The 19,591-nt window shown below is 68.5% G+C and carries 12 protein-coding genes and 1 pseudogene; 1 reads left to right on the top strand and 12 read right to left on the bottom strand.

All coding sequences use genetic code 11. The features are described from left to right. Nucleotides 1-34: 34 nt before the first annotated feature. Together AC3CF1_RS29090 and AC3CF1_RS29085 are read right to left on the bottom strand one after the other, a co-directional pair. The gene (locus AC3CF1_RS29090) at nucleotides 35-1,018 is read right to left on the bottom strand and encodes a TolB family protein (protein ID WP_488451710.1); all 984 of its coding nucleotides are present in this window, start codon (nucleotides 1,016-1,018) and stop codon (nucleotides 35-37) included. Continuing rightward, a complete protein-coding gene (locus AC3CF1_RS29085) occupies nucleotides 1,015-2,322 on the bottom strand; it encodes an MFS transporter (protein ID WP_355162610.1) in 1,308 nt (435 codons plus the stop codon). The genes AC3CF1_RS29090 and AC3CF1_RS29085 overlap by 4 nt, the downstream gene beginning before the upstream one ends. Nucleotides 2,323-2,538: 216 nt before the next feature. On the opposite strand from AC3CF1_RS29085, the gene AC3CF1_RS29080 reads away from it, so the two are divergent. Further along, nucleotides 2,539-3,915: a CBM96 family carbohydrate-binding protein gene (locus tag AC3CF1_RS29080; RefSeq protein WP_488451709.1), complete on the top strand. Its 1,377-nt coding sequence runs from the start codon at nucleotides 2,539-2,541 to the stop codon at nucleotides 3,913-3,915. A gap of 503 nt (nucleotides 3,916-4,418) precedes the next feature. Here the strand turns inward: AC3CF1_RS29080 and mmsB are convergent. The 10 genes and pseudogenes from mmsB to AC3CF1_RS29030 form a co-directional block, all read right to left on the bottom strand. Continuing rightward, nucleotides 4,419-5,669 (bottom strand): multiple monosaccharide ABC transporter permease, encoded by a 1,251-nt coding sequence (gene mmsB / locus AC3CF1_RS29075; RefSeq protein ID WP_088947127.1) that lies wholly within the window; start codon nucleotides 5,667-5,669, stop codon nucleotides 4,419-4,421. Continuing rightward, nucleotides 5,666-7,204, bottom strand: a complete 1,539-nt coding sequence (gene mmsA / locus AC3CF1_RS29070) for a multiple monosaccharide ABC transporter ATP-binding protein (protein WP_088947126.1) — start codon at nucleotides 7,202-7,204, stop codon at nucleotides 5,666-5,668. The genes mmsB and mmsA overlap by 4 nt, the downstream gene beginning before the upstream one ends. A gap of 79 nt (nucleotides 7,205-7,283) precedes the next feature. Further along, entirely contained in the window at nucleotides 7,284-8,426 is a 1,143-nt protein-coding gene (chvE, locus tag AC3CF1_RS29065) for a multiple monosaccharide ABC transporter substrate-binding protein (protein ID WP_099851819.1), read from the bottom strand. Nucleotides 8,427-8,734: 308 nt separating this feature from the next. Further along, nucleotides 8,735-10,381 carry a glycoside hydrolase family 27 protein gene (locus tag AC3CF1_RS29060; protein ID WP_354980408.1) on the bottom strand — a complete coding sequence of 549 codons (1,647 nt, stop codon included), beginning with the start codon at nucleotides 10,379-10,381 and terminating at the stop codon, nucleotides 8,735-8,737. 208 nt (nucleotides 10,382-10,589) lie between these two features. Next, nucleotides 10,590-11,576 (bottom strand): LacI family DNA-binding transcriptional regulator, encoded by a 987-nt coding sequence (locus AC3CF1_RS29055; RefSeq protein WP_172861988.1) that lies wholly within the window; start codon nucleotides 11,574-11,576, stop codon nucleotides 10,590-10,592. 416 nt (nucleotides 11,577-11,992) lie between these two features. Next, nucleotides 11,993-14,098, bottom strand: a complete 2,106-nt coding sequence (locus AC3CF1_RS29050) for a family 43 glycosylhydrolase (RefSeq protein ID WP_488451708.1) — start codon at nucleotides 14,096-14,098, stop codon at nucleotides 11,993-11,995. A gap of 337 nt (nucleotides 14,099-14,435) precedes the next feature. Beyond that, nucleotides 14,436-15,937: pseudogene (gene araA, locus AC3CF1_RS29045) on the bottom strand (L-arabinose isomerase). Between the two features lie 26 nt (nucleotides 15,938-15,963). After that, nucleotides 15,964-16,953: a galactofuranose ABC transporter, permease protein YjfF gene (yjfF, locus tag AC3CF1_RS29040; protein WP_088947120.1), complete on the bottom strand. Its 990-nt coding sequence runs from the start codon at nucleotides 16,951-16,953 to the stop codon at nucleotides 15,964-15,966. Beyond that, the gene (locus AC3CF1_RS29035; protein WP_354980406.1) at nucleotides 16,950-18,020 is read right to left on the bottom strand and encodes an ABC transporter permease; all 1,071 of its coding nucleotides are present in this window, start codon (nucleotides 18,018-18,020) and stop codon (nucleotides 16,950-16,952) included. Before AC3CF1_RS29035 ends, yjfF begins: the two co-directional genes overlap by 4 nt. Beyond that, entirely contained in the window at nucleotides 18,017-19,558 is a 1,542-nt protein-coding gene (locus tag AC3CF1_RS29030) for a sugar ABC transporter ATP-binding protein (RefSeq protein WP_210793446.1), read from the bottom strand. The genes AC3CF1_RS29035 and AC3CF1_RS29030 overlap by 4 nt, the downstream gene beginning before the upstream one ends. Nucleotides 19,559-19,591: the final 33 nt, after the last annotated feature.

The following is a 19,591-nucleotide window of genomic DNA, read 5'->3' as shown; positions in this document are numbered from 1 at the left end:
GTTGCCGTCGTTGCCGTCGGTGCAGCACGTTCCGTCAGGTGAGTGGGGACGGCGACTCGGCCCCGGGGATCACCAGCTTCGGTGCCCCTGACCCGTCGGCCGGGACGCTCCACACGTCCGGGCGGCCGTCGCTCTGCCGCAACGTGTAGGCCAGCGTGGCGTCGTCGAGCCACGCGGCCTGGTCGTCGACGCTTGTCGTCTCGGTCGTCGCGGTGACCCGCATGGTCGCCAGGTCGAGGACCGAGAGACGCCAACCCTTCGCCGGGTCGGCGTCGATCGCCTCCTTGAACGCGAGCCGAGTGCCGTCCGGTGACAGCGACGGGCACTCGACGTTCTCCTTCAGCGTCTCGACCGTACGGGCCGCCAGGTCACCCCGCACGAGATACCTCCTGCCCCCGGTGGACATGGTCGCGTAGAAGCGGTTGTCGTCGGCGGTGAAGGTGACACCCCAGTAGTTGACGTCCGGGTGGCGGTAGCTCCGGCCGTCCCGGGTGATCGCGAACTCCTCGAGCGAGGCCACAGTGACGCCGGTGGTGGTGTCGAGGATGCCGGTGCGGGTGGAGAAGCCACTGGAGGTGTAGGAGTCGCCACCGACGAACGTCGTCCAGGAGACCATCCGGCCGGACGCCGAGACCCGGGCCCGGTTCGGCAGGCCCGGCACGCTGATCGTCCGCGTCTCGCGCAGCGCCGCGTCGAGCACGACCATCCGGTACGACCACGCGGTCTCCGGCTTCAGGCAGACACCGGTGCCGGCGGCGGCGTACACCCGGAGGCATTCCAGGCCGGAGACCGTACGCGACCCGGCGGGGTCGGCCGTCGCGACGGTGGACACGTACCGGTCGGTGATCGCCAACAGGCGCGGGCCGGGTGTCAGGGTGACCGCCTGGTCGCCGGCGGCGGGAGGCGGCGGCGGGGCCGGTTCCGCCGCCATGGCCACATAGCCGGCCGCCACACTGCCCAGCAGCACGGCCGAGGCGACCACCACGCCGATCTTGGCTCGGGTCGACATCACGGTCATCGGGGCACCTTCCGGGTGATCAGGCGGGACGGGGAGGCCAGCAGGAGGAGCGTGCCGACCAGGACCCCGGCGACGGCGACGGCCGCCGCGCGGATCGCGTTCTCCGGTCCCCACGACTGCCAGGCGAGACCGAACAGGACGGAGGAGACGAGGTACGCCAGGGCCTGCCCGGTCTGCACGAGCGCGATACCGGTGGTCCGCAGCCGCGCCGGCAGCACCGGGCCGGCGAGCGCGATGAGCACGCCGTCGGTGGCCGCGTAGAACGCGCCGTACAGGGCCAGCGTCAGCGCGATCAGGGGCCAACCGTCGACCGGACCGGCCAGCAGCAGGTACGTCGCGCCGAGGGCGGCGTAGCCGCCGATCACCACGGGCAGGCGGCCGATCCGGTCGGCGAGTACGCCGAGCGGGGCGGCGAGCAGCAGGTAGGCCAGGCTGGTGCCCACCGCGAGCAGTGGAAACCAACGCAGACCGAGGTCCTCCCGGCGTTGCAGCAACAGGTAGACGAAGCCGTCGCCGATGGTGGCCAACCCGAGCATCGCCGCGGCCAGCACCAGTCGGCGGGCGGGCCCGCCGCGCAGCAGACCGAACGCCTCGCGCACGGAGACCGTCGGGTCACTCGGCTGCTCGGTCCGGTCGCTCGGCTGCTCCGTCGGCTCACCGGCCGGACGCTCGCGGACGAAGAGCACGAGCACGACCACGGCCAGGGCGGCGATGCAGAAGCTGGTGACGAAGACCGCGTCGTAGGACTGCCCGACGACCAGCAGGACCGCGAACGCGGCGAGCGGCCCGAGGAACGCCCCGAAGCTGTCCATCGCCCGGTGCACGCCGAACGCCCGACCCAGCGCCTCGGGTGGGCTGGAGAGCGTGATCAGCGCGTCGCGCGGCGCGCTCCGTACACCCTTACCGAGCCGGTCGACGGCGATGACGGCGCCGATCGCCGGTATCGACCGGCCGGCGAGCAGCAGGCCGAGCTTCGCGACCGCCGAGAGCGTGTAGCCGATGCCGGCGATCAGCTTGCGCCGCCGGAACCGGTCGGCGGCGAAGCCACCGACGACCCGCAGCAGGGCGGTGGCGCCGGTGTGGACGCCGTCGAGCACGCCGAAGGCCACCGGGCTGAGTTGCAGGCCCAGCACCAGATAGAGGGGCAGGACGGCGGCCACCATCTCGGCCGAGATGTCGGTGATCAGGCTGACCGTGCCGAGTGCGACGACGTTGCCGCTGACCAACGCGAACCGCCGGCGCCGTGGTCCGGGTCCGGGTTCCTCGGCGGCCGGCCGGGAGACGGTCGACAGGTACACGAGCATCTCCTCGGGTCGACGACTGACGGTCAGCCATCGTGGCGACCGGGTCGGAGGGGCCGCAAGGGACTGTGGGCGTCACGCAGACATGCGACGGATGAACAGGTGACAAACATCGAGAAGTTTCGCTGTTTGAGCGTACTGTTCATCTGGCGGCAGTGCGTCGGTTCATCGGCCTTCCTACATTCCTTGCGCTCTCCACCCGCAGAGAAGGGGTCCTGGATGGACATTCGATTCGCCCGCCCACCGCTGACGCTGGCAACGGCGGCGGTGCTCGTCGTCGCCAGCGCCGCCGTCGTCCTCACCGGCTCGGTCGCGGCGTCGGCGGGCAGCGTGACGTTCACGCCGGTCGCCGACACCTACGTCCAGAGCGACACAGCCTCCACCAGCTACGGCACGTCAACGCAGATCGTGGTCGACAACTCGCCGGTGCGGCGCTCGTTCCTGCGCTTCACGGTGAGCGGCGTCAGCGGCACGGTGACCGGCGCCAAGCTGCGACTGCGCACGATCAGTGGCAACAGCGGCAGCGACGCCGGTGGCACGTTCCGCCGCATGTCCAACACGACGTGGTCCGAGACCGGCACCACCTGGAACAATCAGCCGACCATCGACGGGGCCACGCTCGGCACGGTCGGCGCGGTCAGTGGCAACACCTGGTACGAGGTCGACGTCACGGCGGCGGTCACCGGCAACGGCACATACAGCTTCGGTGCGACCTCCTCCAGCGGCGACGGCGCCTACTACGACACCCGCGAGAGCGGGGCCGACGCCCCGCAGCTGGTGGTCACCACCGGGACCACGCCACCCCCGTCCGGGGACCCGGTGTTCGTCGGCGCCGGCGACATCGCCGACTCGGGTTCCGGCGACAGCGCCACCGCGACGCTGCTCGACAACATCCCGGGGACGGTCTTCACCACCGGCGACAACGTCTACGACAGCGGCACCGCGTCGCAGTTCAGCAGCTACTACGAGCCCACCTGGGGTCGACACAAGACGCGCACCCGCCCGTCGCCGGGCAACCACGACTACAACACGTCGGGAGCGACCGGGTACTACAACTACTTTGGTACGTCCGCCGGCCCGAGCGGCCGCGGCTACTACTCATTCGACCTCGGCAACTGGCACATCGTGTCGCTCAATTCGAACATCAGCATGTCGGCCGGCTCGACCCAGGAGCAGTGGCTGCGCGCGGACCTGGCCGCCAGCAGCAAGCCGTGCACGCTCGCGTACTGGCACCACCCGCTGTTCACGTCCAGCTCCAACCACGCGCCGTCGACGTCGACGCGTCCGCTGTACCAGGCGCTCTACGACCACAACGCCGACGTCGTGGTGTGGGGGCACAACCACGTGTACGAACGGTTCGCGCCGATGAACCCCTCCGGCGGCGCGGACGCCAGCCGGGGCATGCGCAGCTTCGTCGCCGGGATGGGCGGTGCGAGCCACTACGGCTTCGGCACCATCCAGCCCAACAGCGAGGCGCGCAACAGCTCGGCGTGGGGTGTCCTGAAGTTCACCCTGCACTCCGGCAGCTACGACTGGCAGTTCGTGCCGGTGGCCGGGCAGACCTACAACGACAGCGGCACCGGCAACTGCCACTGACCGCGTGATCCCGCTGCGTCGTCCGCGGCGCAGCGGGATCGTCTCGCGCTCGGCCCTGCGGCGCTTCGGTGTCGCCTCCCTGGCAGGCCCTGGGTGTGTCCGGCTCCTGTCGAGCTGCCCCGGATATGGGGCAGCGCCGACCCGATCGCCGCGAGCACCACAAGCACCACAAGCACCACAAGCACCAGAGCACCACGAGCACCGACCACCGCGACCACCGCGACCACCACGAGCACCACGAGCAGCCGGAGCAGCCAGAGCAGCCAGAGCACCGCAGAAACCTCCGCAGGATGCGGTCCATATCTGGGGCAGCTCTACAGGACCACCGACAGTTGGGGTCGACCCTGCGGGGGCGGCCCAGGCATCAGCGCGCGAAGCCCCTCTGTCGGCGTGCCGGGCGCCGGCGCGGAGCGGGAGGCGGGCACGTTGAATACGGACCACCCATTGACGCGTGGCCCCTGCCCGCGGAGGCGGGCAGGGGCCACGGTCGTGCTGTTGCGAGGTCAGCGGGCCGTGCCGGCCCGGCGCTTGTTGTAGACGTCGAAGGCGACGGCGACGAGCAGGACGAGACCCTTCACCACCGACTGGGTCGACTGGTCGATACCCATCAGCTGCATGCCGTTGCTCATCACCGCCATGATCAGACCACCGACCATCGCGCCCACGACGGTGCCGACACCACCGGTGACCGCCGCACCGCCGATGAAGGCCGCGGCGATCGCGTCCAGCTCGAACATGTTGCCGGCGGCGGGCTGAGCGCCGTTCGACCGCGACGAGTAGATGACGCCGGCCACCGCCGCCAGGAAGCCCATGTTGACGAACATCCAGAAGTTGACGGTCCGGACCTTCACGCCGGACAGCGCCGCCGCCGACAGGTTGCCGCCGATCGCGTAGACCTGGCGGCCGAAGACGGTACGCCGGGTGAGCAGGCCGTAGACCAGCACGAGGACCGCGAGGATGATCAGCACGATCGGCAGGCCACGGGCGTGCGCCAGCTGCCAGGCGAAGTACATGATGACCGCGCCGACCACGACGACCCGGGCGACGAACAGCGGGAACGACTCGACGGGCTGCTGGTAGCGGATCCGCGCCACGCGGGTGCGGAAGCCGCTCACCGCGTAACCGGCCACCGCGACGGCGCCGATCAGCAGCGTGAAGGCGTCAAAACCGTTTCCGCCGAGCAGGCCGTTGAGGAAGCCCGCCGCGACCTGCTGGTATTCCGACGGGAACGGCGACAGCGAGATGTTGTCGAGCACCCGCAGGGTGAGGCCCCGGAACAGCAGCATGCCGGCCAGGGTCACGATGAAGGCCGGGATGCCGGCGTACGCCACCCAGAAGCCGTGCCAGGCACCGACCGCGACACCGACGGCGAGCGCGGCGAGGACGCCCACCCACCAGGGGTAGCCCTGTTGGATCACCAGGACGGCGGACACCGCTCCGGTCAGCGCGACGACCGATCCGACCGACAGGTCGATGTGCCCGCCGATGATCAGGATGACCATCCCGATCGCCAGCACCAGGATGTACGAGTACTGGAGAACGATGTTGGTGATGTTGCCCGGGCTCAGCAGCACCCCGTCGGTCAGGATCGCGAAGAGCCCGACGATGACGACCAGCGCGACGTAGATCCCGCTCTGCCGCAGGTTGTTCAACACCAGCGCCCGCAGGTCGCTCGTCCCGCTGTGCAGGGCGGCGGCGGGTGTGCTGTCCGGGGGCGTCGGGCGCTCCGTCGAAGGGGTCTTGATGCTGGTCATCCGACGAGCTCCTTGTCCTTGGTCATCAGCTCCATGAGGCTCTCCTGAGTCGCCTCGGCCACCGGCATCTCACCGGTGATCCGGCCGGCGGCGAGGGTGTAGATGCGGTCGCACATCCCGAGCAGCTCCGGCAGCTCGGAGGAGATGACGATCACCGCCTTGCCGGCGGCCACCAGCCGATTGATGATCGTGTAGATCTCGAACTTGGCGCCGACGTCGATCCCTCGGGTGGGTTCGTCGAGGATCAGCACGTCCGGGTCGGTGAACAGCCACTTCGACAGCACGACCTTCTGCTGGTTGCCGCCGGAGAGCTTGCCCACCACCGCCATGACGCTCGGCGTCCGGATGTTCATCTCCTTGCGGCTCGCCTCGGCAACCTTGATCTCCTCGTTGCCGTTCACCCAGCCCAGCCGGGACAACCGGTCCAACGCGGCGGCGGACACGTTGCGCCGCACGTCGTCGATGAGGTTGAGGCCGTACCGCTTGCGGTCCTCGGTGACGTACGCGATGCCGTTGTCGATCGCCTCGGCGACGGTACGCGCGTGCACCTCGCGCCCGCGCACGAACAGCCGGCCACTGATGTCACGCCCGTACGAGCGGCCGAACACGCTCATCGCCAGCTCGGTCCGCCCGGCGCCCATCAGGCCCGCGATGCCGACGACCTCGCCGGCGCGGACGGACAGGCCGACGCCCTCGACGACCTTCCGGTCCTGGACCGGGTGTCGCACCGTCCAGTCCTCGATCCGGAGGACCTCCTCGCCGGGGGACGACTCTCGGTCGGGGTAGAAGCTGTCCAGGTCGCGCCCGACCATCCCCCGGATGATGCGCTGCTGGGTCACCTCGTCGGACTTCATGTCCAGGGTCTCCACGGCGCGCCCGTCCCGGATGACGGTGGTCGAGTCGGCGATGGCGGTGATCTCGTTGAGCTTGTGCGAGATCATGATGCAGGTGATGCCCTGCTCCTTGAGGGCCCGCAACAGGTCGAGCAGGTGCGCCGAGTCGATGTCGTTGAGTGCGGCCGTCGGCTCGTCGAGGATGAGCAGACGCACCTTCTTCGACAGCGCCTTGGCGATCTCCACCAGTTGCTGCTTGCCGACGCCGAGCTGGATGACGGGGGTGACCGGGTTCTCGTGCAGCCCGACGGACGCCAGCAGCTTCGCCGCTTCGGCGTTGGCGAAGTTCCAGTCGATGAGCCCGCTGCGGCCACGCCGCTCGTTGCCGAGGAAGATGTTCTCCGCGATCGACAGGTACGGCACCAGGGCGAGCTCCTGGTGGATGATGACGATGCCGTTGGCCTCGCTGTCGCGAATGCCCCGGAACTGCATCGGTTTGCCGTCGAAGAGGATCTCACCGTCGTACGAGCCGGACGGGTGGACGCCGGACAGCACCTTCATCAGGGTGGACTTGCCGGCGCCGTTCTCCCCGCAGATGGCGTGGATCTCCCCGCGACGCACCGCGAGGGTGACGTCCTCCAGCGCGGTCACGCCGGGGAAGGTCTTGGTGATGCGGCGCATCTCCAGGATGGTGTCGTCCATGGTCACTGTCCTCTGTCAGGTCGGACGCGGTACACCACAGCGTCGGGCCCGGCGAGGATCGCCGGGCCCGACGGGTGGCTTACTTCTTGGCCTGACCGGCGGCGACCTCTTCCGCCGTCCAGTAGCCGGAGTCGATCAGGGTCGCCTTGATGTCGTCCTTGTAGACGGTCGCGATCGGCAGCAGGTACGCCGGGACGACCTTGACACCGTTGTTGTACGTCTCCGAGTCGTTGGCCTGCGGCTGCTTCTTCTGCAGGAACGCCTCGGCGGCGTTGACGGCCTGGTCGGCCAGCAGGCGGGTGTCCTTGAAGACCGTGGAGCTCTGCACGCCGTCGTTGATCAGCTTGATCGAGGCAATCTCCGCGTCCTGGCCGGTCACCACCGGGAGCTTCTTCGCGCCGCTGCCGTAGCCGGCGTTCTGCAGGGCGGTGATGATGCCGCGGGAGATGCCGTCGTACGGCGACAGCACCCCGTCGACCTTCGAGCCGTCGTTGTAGCTGGAGGTGAGCAGGTTCTCCATCCGCTTCTGCGCGGTCTCCTGCTGCCACCGCAGGATGGCGACCTGCTCGGGGGTGGTCTGCTTGGACTTGACGACCAGCGTGCCGTTGTCGATGAACGGCTTCAGCGTGTCCATCGCTCCGCCGAAGAAGTACTGGGTGTTGTTGTCATCCAGCGACCCGGCGAAGAGCTCGACGTTCAGCGGCCCCTTGGCCGTGCCCTTCGAGCCGTCCTTGTTCAGCAGGCCAAGGCCGACGAGCAGTGCGGTGCCCTGGGCGACGCCAACCTTGTAGTTGTCGAAGCTGACGTAGAAGTCGACGTCCTTGCTGCCGCGGATCAGCCGGTCGTAGGAGATGACCGGGATCTTCGCGGACGCGGCGGCCTGCAACTGGCTGCTGAGCGCGGTGCCGTCGATCGCCGCGATGACCAGAACGTCCGCGCCGCGGGTGATCATCTGGTCGACCTGCTGCGACTGCGTGGGGATGTCGTCACCGGCGTACTGGAGGTCGACCTTGTAGCCCTTGGCCTCAAGCTTCGACTTCACCGCGTTGCCGTCGGCGATCCACCGCTCCGAGGTCTGGGTCGGCATGGACACGCCGATGGTCAGGTCGCTGGGCTTGTCACCCCCGCTGCTGCCGTTACTGCCCGCACCCTCGCCACTGCACGCCGCCAGGCTCAGCGCCAGTGCCGCGCTGCCCAGAGCAACCAGGAATTTCCTGCCCACGGGCTTCTCCTCTCTGGACTCCCCGCGACTGCCGGGGCCAACTGTCATCTTTCGGGTAGTGTTAGCGCTCACAAAGTTCACGTCAACACCAGAGCCGAAATACCGGTGTCACGGTCTCGTAACGGAGCATCCAGGCGAGCGTAGTCATGCGGTCGGTCAGCGGGAAGTGGTTGACGCGACGACTCACCGTCATCGGCGCGACCCCGCACAGAGCGGTGCCCGCCGACGACGACTGTCGTCAGCGGGCACCGGCACTTCCGAGGATCAGGTGGGTTGCCCCGACCTGGTCGGTCGGCCGACCCGATCGGCTATCGCCGCGTCCACCGCTGGTTCGCCGCCCCGGTGCAGGTCCAGAGAAGCACTGTGGTGCCGTTGGCCGTGGCGTTGTTGTTGACGTCCAGGCAGAGCCCGGACTGGGCGCCGCTGATCGTCCCGTTGGCGTTGATCGCCCACCGCTGGTTGGCTCCCCCGTTGCAGTCCCAGATCTGCACCTTGGTGCCGGCAGTGGCGTTGAGGGGTGCGTCCAGGCACTTGCCGAGAGCCTGGAGGGTCTGCCCGTTGAGGGTCCAGTTCTGGTTGGCGGCGCCGTTGCAGTCCCAGATCACCGGCTGGGTGCCGTTGGTGGTGTTGCTCTGCGGAACGTCCAGACAGCGGCCGGAGGCGGCGCTCGCGAACGCGCCCGACGTGGTCGGCGGCGGAGTGGTCGTCCCACCACCGCTGACCCGGAACACCACGGTGCCGTGCGCGGGGACGCTGGCACTGATCGTCCCGCTGCTGGAGCTGGTGCCACCCGTCCACGCGTCCACCAGCGTGAACGACGAGCCGGACTTGCCGACGGCCGCGGCCGTGGTCGAGATCGTCGTCGTCGAGCCGCCCTGGTTGAACAGGGCGACGGCGACGTCACCGTTGGCGAGGGGCTTGGCCAGCACCCGACGGGTGCCGTCGAAGGACACCTGCGTCCCCTGCAACCCGAGCGAGTCCTGGTTGATCGCGATCAGGTTGGCGTTCTTGAGGATGGTCTGCGTCGCGGAGTTCATGTTCCGCACGTCGTTCCCGGCGATCAGCGGAGACGCCATGATCGCCCACATCGCGAAGTGGCTGCGCATCTCCGTGTCGTTCATGCCACCCCGGCCGACCTCCATCATGTCCGGGTCGTTGAACCCACCCGGCCTCGCGTAGGACGCCAGCGGGACGGTCACGTTGATGATGTTCTGGATGCCCATCGGGTAGCCGTTGCTCTGACCGGTGTCCCACGCGTTGGTGATGTCCTCGGTGGTTCGCCACATGTTCGCCACGTCGCCCCAGTTGCGCTGCGGGCCGGTCTTGGCGTGGATGCTGTTCGGGTTGATGCTGTAGACGATCGGTCGGCCGGTCGCGGCCAGCGCGTCACGCATCTTGGCGAAGGTGGTCACCTGGTCGTTGATGCTGCCCTCCGGCGAGCACCAGTCGTACTTGAGGAAGTCGACGCCCCAGGCGGCGAACTGGCGCGCGTCCTGCACCTCGTGGCCCCGGCTGCCAGTCGCGCCGGGGTAGGCGCCGAAGTACTGCGCGCAGGTCTTGTCGACCGGCACCTGGTACAGGCCGAACTTCAGGTTCCGGGCGTGCAGGTAGTCGCCGAGCGCCTTCATCCCGCTGGGGAACCGGCCGGGGTCGCCCTGGATGTTGCCGGAGCTGTCCCGGTTGGGGTTGAACCAGCAGTCGTCGACCACGACGTAGTTGTAGCCGAGGTCCCGCATACCGTTGCTGACGATCGCATCCGCCGTCTGCCGGATCAGCGCCTCGTTGATGTTGCAGCCGAACGAGTTCCACGAATTCCAACCCATGGGGGGAGTACGCGCCACCCCGTTGTCCAGTGCCTGCGCCGCGGGGGCGCGCAGGCCGACCAGAGCGCCGGCGAGCAGCACTCCGGCCGCCAGTACGCTCCCCCAGCGACGACCTCGGGTTATGCGGTTCATCGAGCCTCCTTGTCGGTGGCGCCCGCCCCTGACTACGATCTTGGGTCGCTGGGCCTATTGCTGGACGCCAATATTGTTAGCGTTAACAGAGACGCCCATCATGTTACGGCGACATTTCATGAGGTTCAATACCTTGCCCTCGGCGCATTGCCGGGCATCGATAGGGGCGCTCTGCGGCAATCCAACCGCGTCCGTCGACGGACGAGCGTCAGCGACGCGGTGGCGCGACGCTCTCGCGGGAGACCAGTGTCGGGGCGACGGTCTGCCGTAGTGCCCCGCCGGTGCCCGACTCGATCTGGCTCAGCAGCATCTGCAGGCTCGCCCGCGCCACCGCGTCGAAGTCCGGGCGAACGGTGGTCAGCGGTGGAATGAAGTACGCCGCCTCCGGCACGTCGTCGAAGCCGACGACGCTGATGTCGTCCGGCACCCGCTTGCCGAACTCGTGCAACGCCCGCAGCACGCCCAGCGCGAGATGGTCGTTGGCGGTGAAGACCGCGGTGACCTCCGGCATCCGCGCCAACATCTGCCCACACCGGTAACCCGAGGCCGCGGACCAGTCCCCCGGCATCAGCGGTGGCGGAACCAGCCCGGCGGCCAGCAGAGCCTCCCGCCAGCCGTCGATCCGACCAACGCTGTCGAACCAGTCGGACGGGCCCGAGACGTGCCAGACGGTGCGGTGCCCCGCGTCGAGCAGATGTTGCGTCGCCGCTCGGGCACCCGCCACCTGGTCGACAGTCACCAGTGGCACCGGTCGGCTCGGGTCACCGTCGACCGTGACCAGCGGGACATCCTTCGGCAGGCGTTCCAGCGCCTCACCGGCCGACTCGACCGGCGCGATGACCACGATGCCGGCGACGCGGTGCGACAGGTGCCGCTCGACAGCCGCCGAGATGGACCGGTGGTCCAGGTTGCGGACGCTGCCGACACTGACCGCGAAGCCCTCTTCGGCGGCCGTCTGCTCCAACGCCGCCAGCAGTGACGCGGGACCGTAGAGCGTCGTGTTCTGTGCGACCACGCCGATGACCTGCGATCGACCGGTCACCAGCGCGCGTGCCGCGCCGTTCGGACGGTAGCCGAGTTCGGCGATCGCCGCGCGCACCCGGAGCCGGGTCTGCTCACGGACATTGGGGTGCCCGTTGAGCACCCGCGACACCGTCTGATGGGAGACACCGGCGAGACGAGCAACGTCCGTCATCGCGGGACCGTGGACGGCCATTTCGCTCCCCCCGCTGCATCTCCGGCCCGCAGCCCGTCGACGTCGACTGGAGCGGCCCGGCCCGATCCCCCTCGCTCAGTCACCACGCCGGTGCTGAATCCCAGGTGACCAGCGCTGGATCGCCGACAGTCTACGCCAGCCACCGCCCCGAACACCGGACGGCGGTAGGGGGTCCGCGCAACGCGCCAGAGCCGCGCAACGCATCCCCCACCTGGAGTACGCGGCCAGGCGGCGTACTCCGTCGTTGCCAGACACCACGCCGGCCTGCCCTGCGCTCCCTGGACAGAGCGTGGAGCAGGCCGGCGACGGCATCACGCGGTGGCGCGGGCTCGACGGGCCGGCGGGCACGTGCGCGCCCACGCCACCGGATCAGACCGATCCTGTTGTGACTGGTGTCACGGCGTTGTCAGGTCGAATCGGCGCACGGTGACAGCGCCACCGAGCGCCTGGGTCGCGTGGTTGAAGATGGCGAACCGGTAGCCCATGAAGAACTGCCAGTTGTTCGCCAGGGTGAGCGCGTTGCCGAACGAGGTGAAGTTGACCCCGTCCGTGCTGTACGAGAAACGCGCCTGCCGGCCCGACCCCGGTCTGATGTCGGCGTTGGCCCGCAACCAGATCCGGCCACCGGAGACAGCGGTGCTCGCCACCTCGCTGCCGGTGCTGGTGGTGTTCCAGCTGCCGTCCATCGTCAGGCCGTTCTGCATGACCAGACGTGTCGACCCGTTGTCCCGTCGGACCCCGATCCAGGCCGACGAGTTGCGCAGCACCGCCAGGCCGGTCCGGTCACCGTCGCGCATCGTGGAGTAGTCCAACTCGATCGTCGCGGTCGAGGTGGGGCCCTGGATGCGGTGGGTCAGCGTGTTGCGCGCCTTGTACAGGTCGCTGGTGACGGTGGCGGTCTGCAGGTTCAGCCCGTTGTTGACCGCCCACTTGCTGTTGTCCGGGTTGTGGTTCCACTCCCACTGCGGGCCGAGGGTGGTGCCGGCGAACGTGTCGGTGCCGGTCAGCGGTTTGACCGCACGCGGCGGCGCGGGCAGGTTCGGCTTCGGGTACGAGGTGCCCCAGGTGCCGTTGACCGTCTGCAGCACCGGCCAGCCGTCGCCGGTCCAGGTGATCGGGGCCATCGCCGGCATCCGACCACCGGGGTACGCGTCGACGAAGGACATGTAGTACCAGTCGCCGTTCTGGGTCTGCACCAGCCCACCCTGGTGCGGCACACCGCCACCGGAGATCGGTCCGGGCAGGTTGAGCAGCACCTGACGCTGCTCGTACGGGCCGAACGGGCCATTGGTCGACTTCAGCACGTACTGGCCGTTGGCCGGGCGGGTGAGCCAGATGTAGTAGGCGCCGTTGCGCTTGTAGAACCGGGCGCCCTCCAGCGTGCCGATGCTCGACGGCGTGGTGTAGACCTGCTGGGCGCGAACCTGCGACTTACCGTCCGCGGACAACTGCGCCACGCTGATGGTGCCGTTGCCGTACGCCACGTACATGGTGTCGTTGTCGTCGATCAGCATGCCGGCGTCGTAGTAGCAGTTGGGGATGGTGGTGTGCTTGCTCCACGCACCGTCGACGGCGGACGCGGTGTAGATGTGGGTCTGCGCGAAGTCGATGCACCCGGCCCAGTAGTACGTCCGGTTGCTCGGCCGGTAGTTCAACGTCGACGCCCAGATCCCGTCGACGTACGCGTTACCGCCGCTCATGTCGTACTTCGAGCCGAAGTCGAGCCGGGGCACCGAGTGACCGGCGAACTCCCAGTTCACCAGGTCGTACGAGCGCAGCACCGGCGCTCCCGGCGAGTAGTGCATGGTGGACGCCGACATGTAGTAGGCGTTGTCGACCCGGATGATGTCGACGTCGGCGAAGTCCTGCCAGACCACCGGGTTCGAGTACGTGCCGTTCGACGGGGGCGGCGTCGTGGGGTCGGTCCCGCCGTCGACGCGGACGAGCTGCCACTGCTGGTTGGCGCCGTTCCAGTCGTCGTACTGCACGATGTTGCCGCCGTCGGCGGTCGAGGCGCCCTGCACCTCCATCGCCTTGTTGCTGTTGCGGTTGATCAACCCGACGTATCCGCCGTCCGAGTCGGCCAGCCGGAACTGCTGGTTGGTGCCGTTGTTGTCGGTCCACTGCACGACGCTGGCGCCGTTGGCGGTCGAGCGGCCGGAGACGTCCAGCACCTTGCCCGACAACCTCGACTTGAGTCGGTAGTAGCCGCCTCCGGAGTCGACGAACTGCCACTGCTGCTGGTTGCCGTTGTTGCGCGTCCACTGCGTGATCCGCGCGCCGTCGTTCGTCGCCAGGTTGTACACGTCCACGGCCTTGCCGCTGTTGCGGTTCACCAACACGTACCAGGCGCTGGTGTCGACGGTGGCCGCTGACGCGGGCGACGAGGCGACGGCTACGGCCGCGCCACCGACCACCAGTGTCATAGCGGCGACGGCGAGTGTCGACAGCCACCCGCGCCGACGTGGCGCACCCCGGGGAACCCGACCGATGGAAAGCATGATCCTCCTCTGCTGACGCGAACCGAGCGGTCTGGGTCGGCGTCCGCGGCACCGGGCGGGGCACCGAGTTGACCCGCGTCCGACCTTGTGATCGCTAACACCGCCAGCCCGACCGTCGCGGCGACGAGGTGCCGCAACCGAGGGGGTGCAACGCGCGCATGGCCGGACAGTCAAGACATCGACCATCTTGGCTATAGACTGTGAGCGATAACATGCTGTTAGTCAAGACGTAACACAGTCGGCCCGCGTTCCTGCCAGGACCACGCGCGAACGGGTGGCCACCCCGGCCCGCAGGCAGGGATGGACCACCCGTTTCCGGACGCTCCGAGCGAATGGGTCAGAAGCCGCGCGCCAACCGGTAGTAGGCCTGGTTCCAGCGGATCTCGTCGGCGAAGCGGCGCGGCTGGGTGTCGGCGTCGATGACGACCAGTTCCGTGCGGCTCATCTCGGCCAGGTCGTGCAACTCCTCCACGCCCACCGCCTGCGACAGCACCGTGTGGTGCGGCGCCCCGCGGTGATCCACGACTCGGCCGAAACGGGCAGGTCAGGCCGCGGACGCCAGACGGCACGGGCCACCGGCAGTCGACGCAACGGCTGCGGCGGCGTCACCACGTCGATCTCGTTGGCGACGAGCCGGAACCGCTCCCCCATGTCGGCGAGCCCGAGCACCACCGCCGGACCGGGCGCGGCGTCGAAGACCAACCGGACCGGGTCCTCCCGACCGCCGATGCTCAGGGGGTGGATCTCCACGTTGGGAACATCGGAGGCGATGGTCGGACAGACCTCCAGCATGTGGGCGCCGAGCACCAGCTCCTCGCCCGGGGTGAGGTCGTAGGTGTAGTCCTCCATGAACGACGTGCCGCCGTCCACGCCCACCGACATCGCCTTGAGCGTGTGCACCAGGACCGACGTCTTCCAGTCGCCCTCGCCACCGAAGCCGTAGCCGTCGGCCATGAGCCGCTGCACGGCGATGCCCGGCAGCTGACGCAGGCCCCCGAGGTCCTCGAAGTTCGTGGTGAAGGCCCGGAACCCGCCCGCGTCCAGGAACGTGCGCATGCCCAGCTCCAGGCGGGCCGCGTACCGCAACGAGTCGTGCCGATCGCCGCCGGGCAGCAGGTCGCCGCCGATGCGGTAGGTGTCCTGGTACTCCTTGACCAGGTCGTCCACCTGCGCGTCGGTGACCTGGCCGACCACCTCGACCAGGTCGTTGACGCCGTAGGTGTTGACCGAGACCCCGAACCGCAGTTCCGCCTCGACCTTGTCGCCCTCGGTCACCGCGACGTCGCGCATGTTGTCACCGAAGCGGGCCAGGCGCAGCGACCGCATCGCCGACCAGCCGAGCGCGGCACGTGCCCACGCCCCGACCCGGGCGGTGACCCGCGGGTCGCTGACGTGCCCGGCCACCGTCTTGCGGGCCACACCGAGACGGGTCTGGATGTACCCGAACTCCCGGTCGCCGTGGGCGGCCTGGTTCAGGTTCATGAAGTCCATGTCGATGTCGTTCCAGGGCAGCAGCACGTTGGCCTGGGTGTGCAGGTGCAGCAACGGCGTCTGCAACGCGTCCAGACCGGAGATCCACATCTTCGCTGGAGAGAAGGTGTGCATCCAGGCGATGACCCCGACGGCACCCTGGGCGGCGGCGTCCCGGCAGACCTGCAGGATCTCACTGCTGTTGGTCAGGACGGGCTTCCAGACCACGCGGGCGGGAATCTGCGGCGAGTCGTCGAGCGCGGCCGCGATCTGGCGGGACTGCTCGGCGACCTGCCGGAGCGTCTCCTCGCCGTACATGCCTTGGCTGCCGGTGAGGAACCAGATCTCGGGTTGGGTTTGTGGTGCCATGGGGTTGCCTTCCGCGAGAGGAACTGTCACTTGTAACGGATTCCGATGAGGCGCTGGAGGAGGATGAACGCGAAGAGCAGACCGCCGATCACGATCTTCGTCCACCAGGAGTTGAGGCTCCCATCGAAGGTGATGAGGGTCTGGATCACGCCCAGCACCAGGACGCCGAGCACCGTGCCGAACACGTAACCCGAGCCGCCGGTGAGCACCGTGCCTCCGATGACGACGGCGGCGATGACGTCCAGCTCCATCCCGACGGCGATCAACGGCGCGCCGGAGAGGGTGTAGAAGGACAGCAGGATCCCGCCGATCGCGGAGCACAGACCGCTGATGGTGTAGACGGCGATCCTGGTCCGCCCCACCGGCAGACCCATCAGCAGGGCCGACTGGGGGTTGCCGCCGATGGCGTACACGTTGCGTCCCAGCCGGGTGTAGGCCAGCACGTACGCGGCGACGGCGACCACGACGAAGGCGATCAGCACGCTGATCGAAACGAAGTTGCCCCGGGGATCACCGATCCGTTCCTGCGACATCCTGGTCCAGAACCCGTCGGTGATCGGGATGGACGAGCCGGAGATGAACGTGCACATCCCCCGGGCGAAGAACATCCCCGCGAGGGTGACGATGAACGGCTGGATGTCGAAGAAGTGGATGGCGCAGCCCATCAGCAGACCGAGCGTCGGCCCGATGAGCAGGGCGATGACGAGCACCAGCGCCGCCGGCAGGCCTTCCTGGAGCAGCCAGGCCGACACCATCGCCGTCATCGCCACGACGGACCCGACCGACAGGTCGATGCCGCCGGTGAGGATCACGAAGGTCATCCCGATCGCGACCACGAGCAGGAAACCGTTGTCGATGAAGACGTTGAAGATGACCTGCACGTTGGAGAACGCCTGGTACTGGGACACCCCGATGCCGTACATCACCAGCAGGAGGACGAGCGTGGCCAGGACCGGTATCTGCCGCCTCGGCAGCCGGAACCGGGCACGACCAGCGGTGAGCGATCCAGTGGTCATGCCGGTACCTGCTCCTTCGGCTTGTCGGCGATGGTGGTGGGCTTCGGCGCGCTGCGCCTGCGGCGGGCGAACCGGGCCCGGAAGGCCGGCGCCTGGATGAGGCAGACGGCGATGACGACGACCGCTTTGAACAGCAGCGAGGTCTGCGGTGAGATGTTCATGGCGTACACCGAGGTGGTCAGCGTCTGGATGATCAGCGCGCCGATGATCGTGCCGCTGAGGAAGAACCGGCCACCGGCGAGGGACGTACCGCCGATGACGACGGCGAGGATGGCGTCCAGCTCCACCCAGAGGCCCACCGCGTTGCCGTCGGCACTGGAGACGTTGGCCGTCATCATGAAACCGGCGATCGCGGCACAGACGGCGCTGAGCACGTACGCGAGGAAGATGACCCGGCCGGAGCGGATGCCGGCCAACCTGCTCGCCTCGGCGTTGCCGCCCACCGACTCGACGATCATGCCGAGTGCGGTGCGCCGGGTGAACGCGGCGACGAGCAGTGCCGCGGCGAGGGCGATGAAGATGGCCAGCGGCAGGGTGAACAGGTGGCCAAGCCCGATCGCCCGGAACGGCTCGGAGTTGATGGTGATGATCTGACCCTGGGTGATCAGCTGGGCGAGGCCCCGGCCGGCCACCATCAGGATCAGGGTGGCGATGATCGGTTGGATCCCGATCACGGCCACCAGCACGCCGTTCCAGGCGCCGAGCACGAGCGCGACGCCCAACGCCATCGCGAGGGCGGTCAGCACCACGACAAGGCTGTTCTGGTCGGACTGCTTGCTGATGTACATGCAGGCGATCGCGCCGCTGATCGCACACACCGACCCCACCGACAGGTCGATGCCGCCGGTCGAGATGACCAGGGTCATCCCCAGCGCGACGAGGATCAGTGGTGCGCTCAGCCGCAGGATGTCGATCGGCGAGCCGTACAGGTGCCCGTCCTTGAGCTCGATCGACAGGAACCCGGGCCGGTAGATCGTGTTCGCGGCGAGCATGACGACCAGCACGGCGACGGGCCAGAACAACCGGTGACCGGTCACCGCCCGGTAGCGGCCCATGGTGGCGTTCATCGGTCTGCCTCCTCCCGGTGGGACCCACTGGCGATCGTCTGCATGATGCGGTCCGCGTCCAGGGTGTCGTCGTTGGCGAGCTGCGCGACCATCTGCCGGTCCCGCATCACGGCCACCTTGTGGCTGAGGCGCAGCACCTCCTCCAGCTCGGCCGAGATGAACAGCACCGCCATGCCGCCGTCGGACAACTGGGTCACGAGCTTCTGGATCTCGGTCTTCGCGCCGATGTCGATGCCCCGGGTCGGTTCGTCGAGGATCAACAGTCGCGGCTCGGTGATCAGCCACCGGGCCAGGAGCACCTTCTGCTGGTTGCCACCGGAGAGGTTGCGGACCGGCACCTCCGGGTCCGCCGGCCGGATGTTGAGTGCCTTGACGTACTTGTCGACCAGCTCGTCCTGCCGGCGACGCGGGATGGGCCGCAACCAGCCGCGGGCGGCCTGCATGGCGAGGATCATGTTCTCGCGGACCGACAGGTCGGCGACGATGCCCTCCGCGCGACGGTTCTCCGAACAGAAGCCGATGCCATGGTCGATGGCCTGGGCGGGGGTGCGCAGGCTGCTCGCCGTGCCGTCCACCGCGACCTGACCGCCGTCGGTCCGGTCGGCGCCGAACAACAGGCGCGCCACCTCGGTACGCCCGGAGCCCAGCAGGCCGGCCAGGCCCACCACCTCGCCGGCGTGGATGGTGAGGCTGAACGGCTCGACCGCCCCCGCCCGGCCGAAGTTCGACACCGCCACCAGTGGGGTGCCCTCCTCCAGCGCGGCCAGGTCCCGGCGGGAGTGCTCCTCGATGCCTTCGAGGACGTCGAGTTCCTTGCCGATCATCTTCTCGACCAGGGAGAGCTGAGGCAGCTCGGTGGTCAGGTACTCGCCGACGAGCCCACCGTTGCGCAACACCGTGATGCGGTCGGCGATCTCGTAGACCTGGTCGAGGAAGTGGGTCACGAAGAGGATCGCGATGCCCTCGTCACGCAGGTGCCGCATGATGCGGAACAGCTGGGCCACCTCGCCGGCGTCCAGGCTGGACGTCGGCTCGTCCAGGATCAGCACCCGAGCCTTGATGTCGATGGCGCGGGCGATGGCGACCATCTGCTGGATAGCCAGGGAGTACGAGCCGAGCGGCGCACTGACGTCGAGGTCGAGGTCGAGGAGGGCAAGCAGCGCCCGAGCCCGGCGGCGAACCTCCCCCCAGTGCACGGCGCCGAGGCGCCGGGGCTCGCGGCCGATGAAGATGTTCTCCGCCACCGAGAGATTGGTGCAGAGGTTCACCTCCTGGAAGACCGTGCTCACCCCGGCGGCGGTCGCCTGCATCGGCCCGCTGAAGGAGACCGGCTCGCCGTCGAGGGTGATGGTGCCCTCGTCGGTGTCGTAGACACCGGTCAGCACCTTGATGAGGGTCGACTTGCCGGCGCCGTTCTCGCCCATCAGGGCGTGCACCTCGCCGGGAAAGAGCCGGAAGTTGACGTCGTGGAGTGCGCGCACCCCGGGGAAGGACTTGCTGATCCCGGTCATCGTCAGGACCGGACGGCTATCCGTCATCCCATCAGACCTCTTCTGGGTTGTCGACACGGA

Source organism: Micromonospora sp. MGP-C2 (assembly GCF_057766525.1).
Note: the sequence above shows the minus strand (reverse complement) of the source record. Positions and strands in the feature narration are given on the sequence as shown.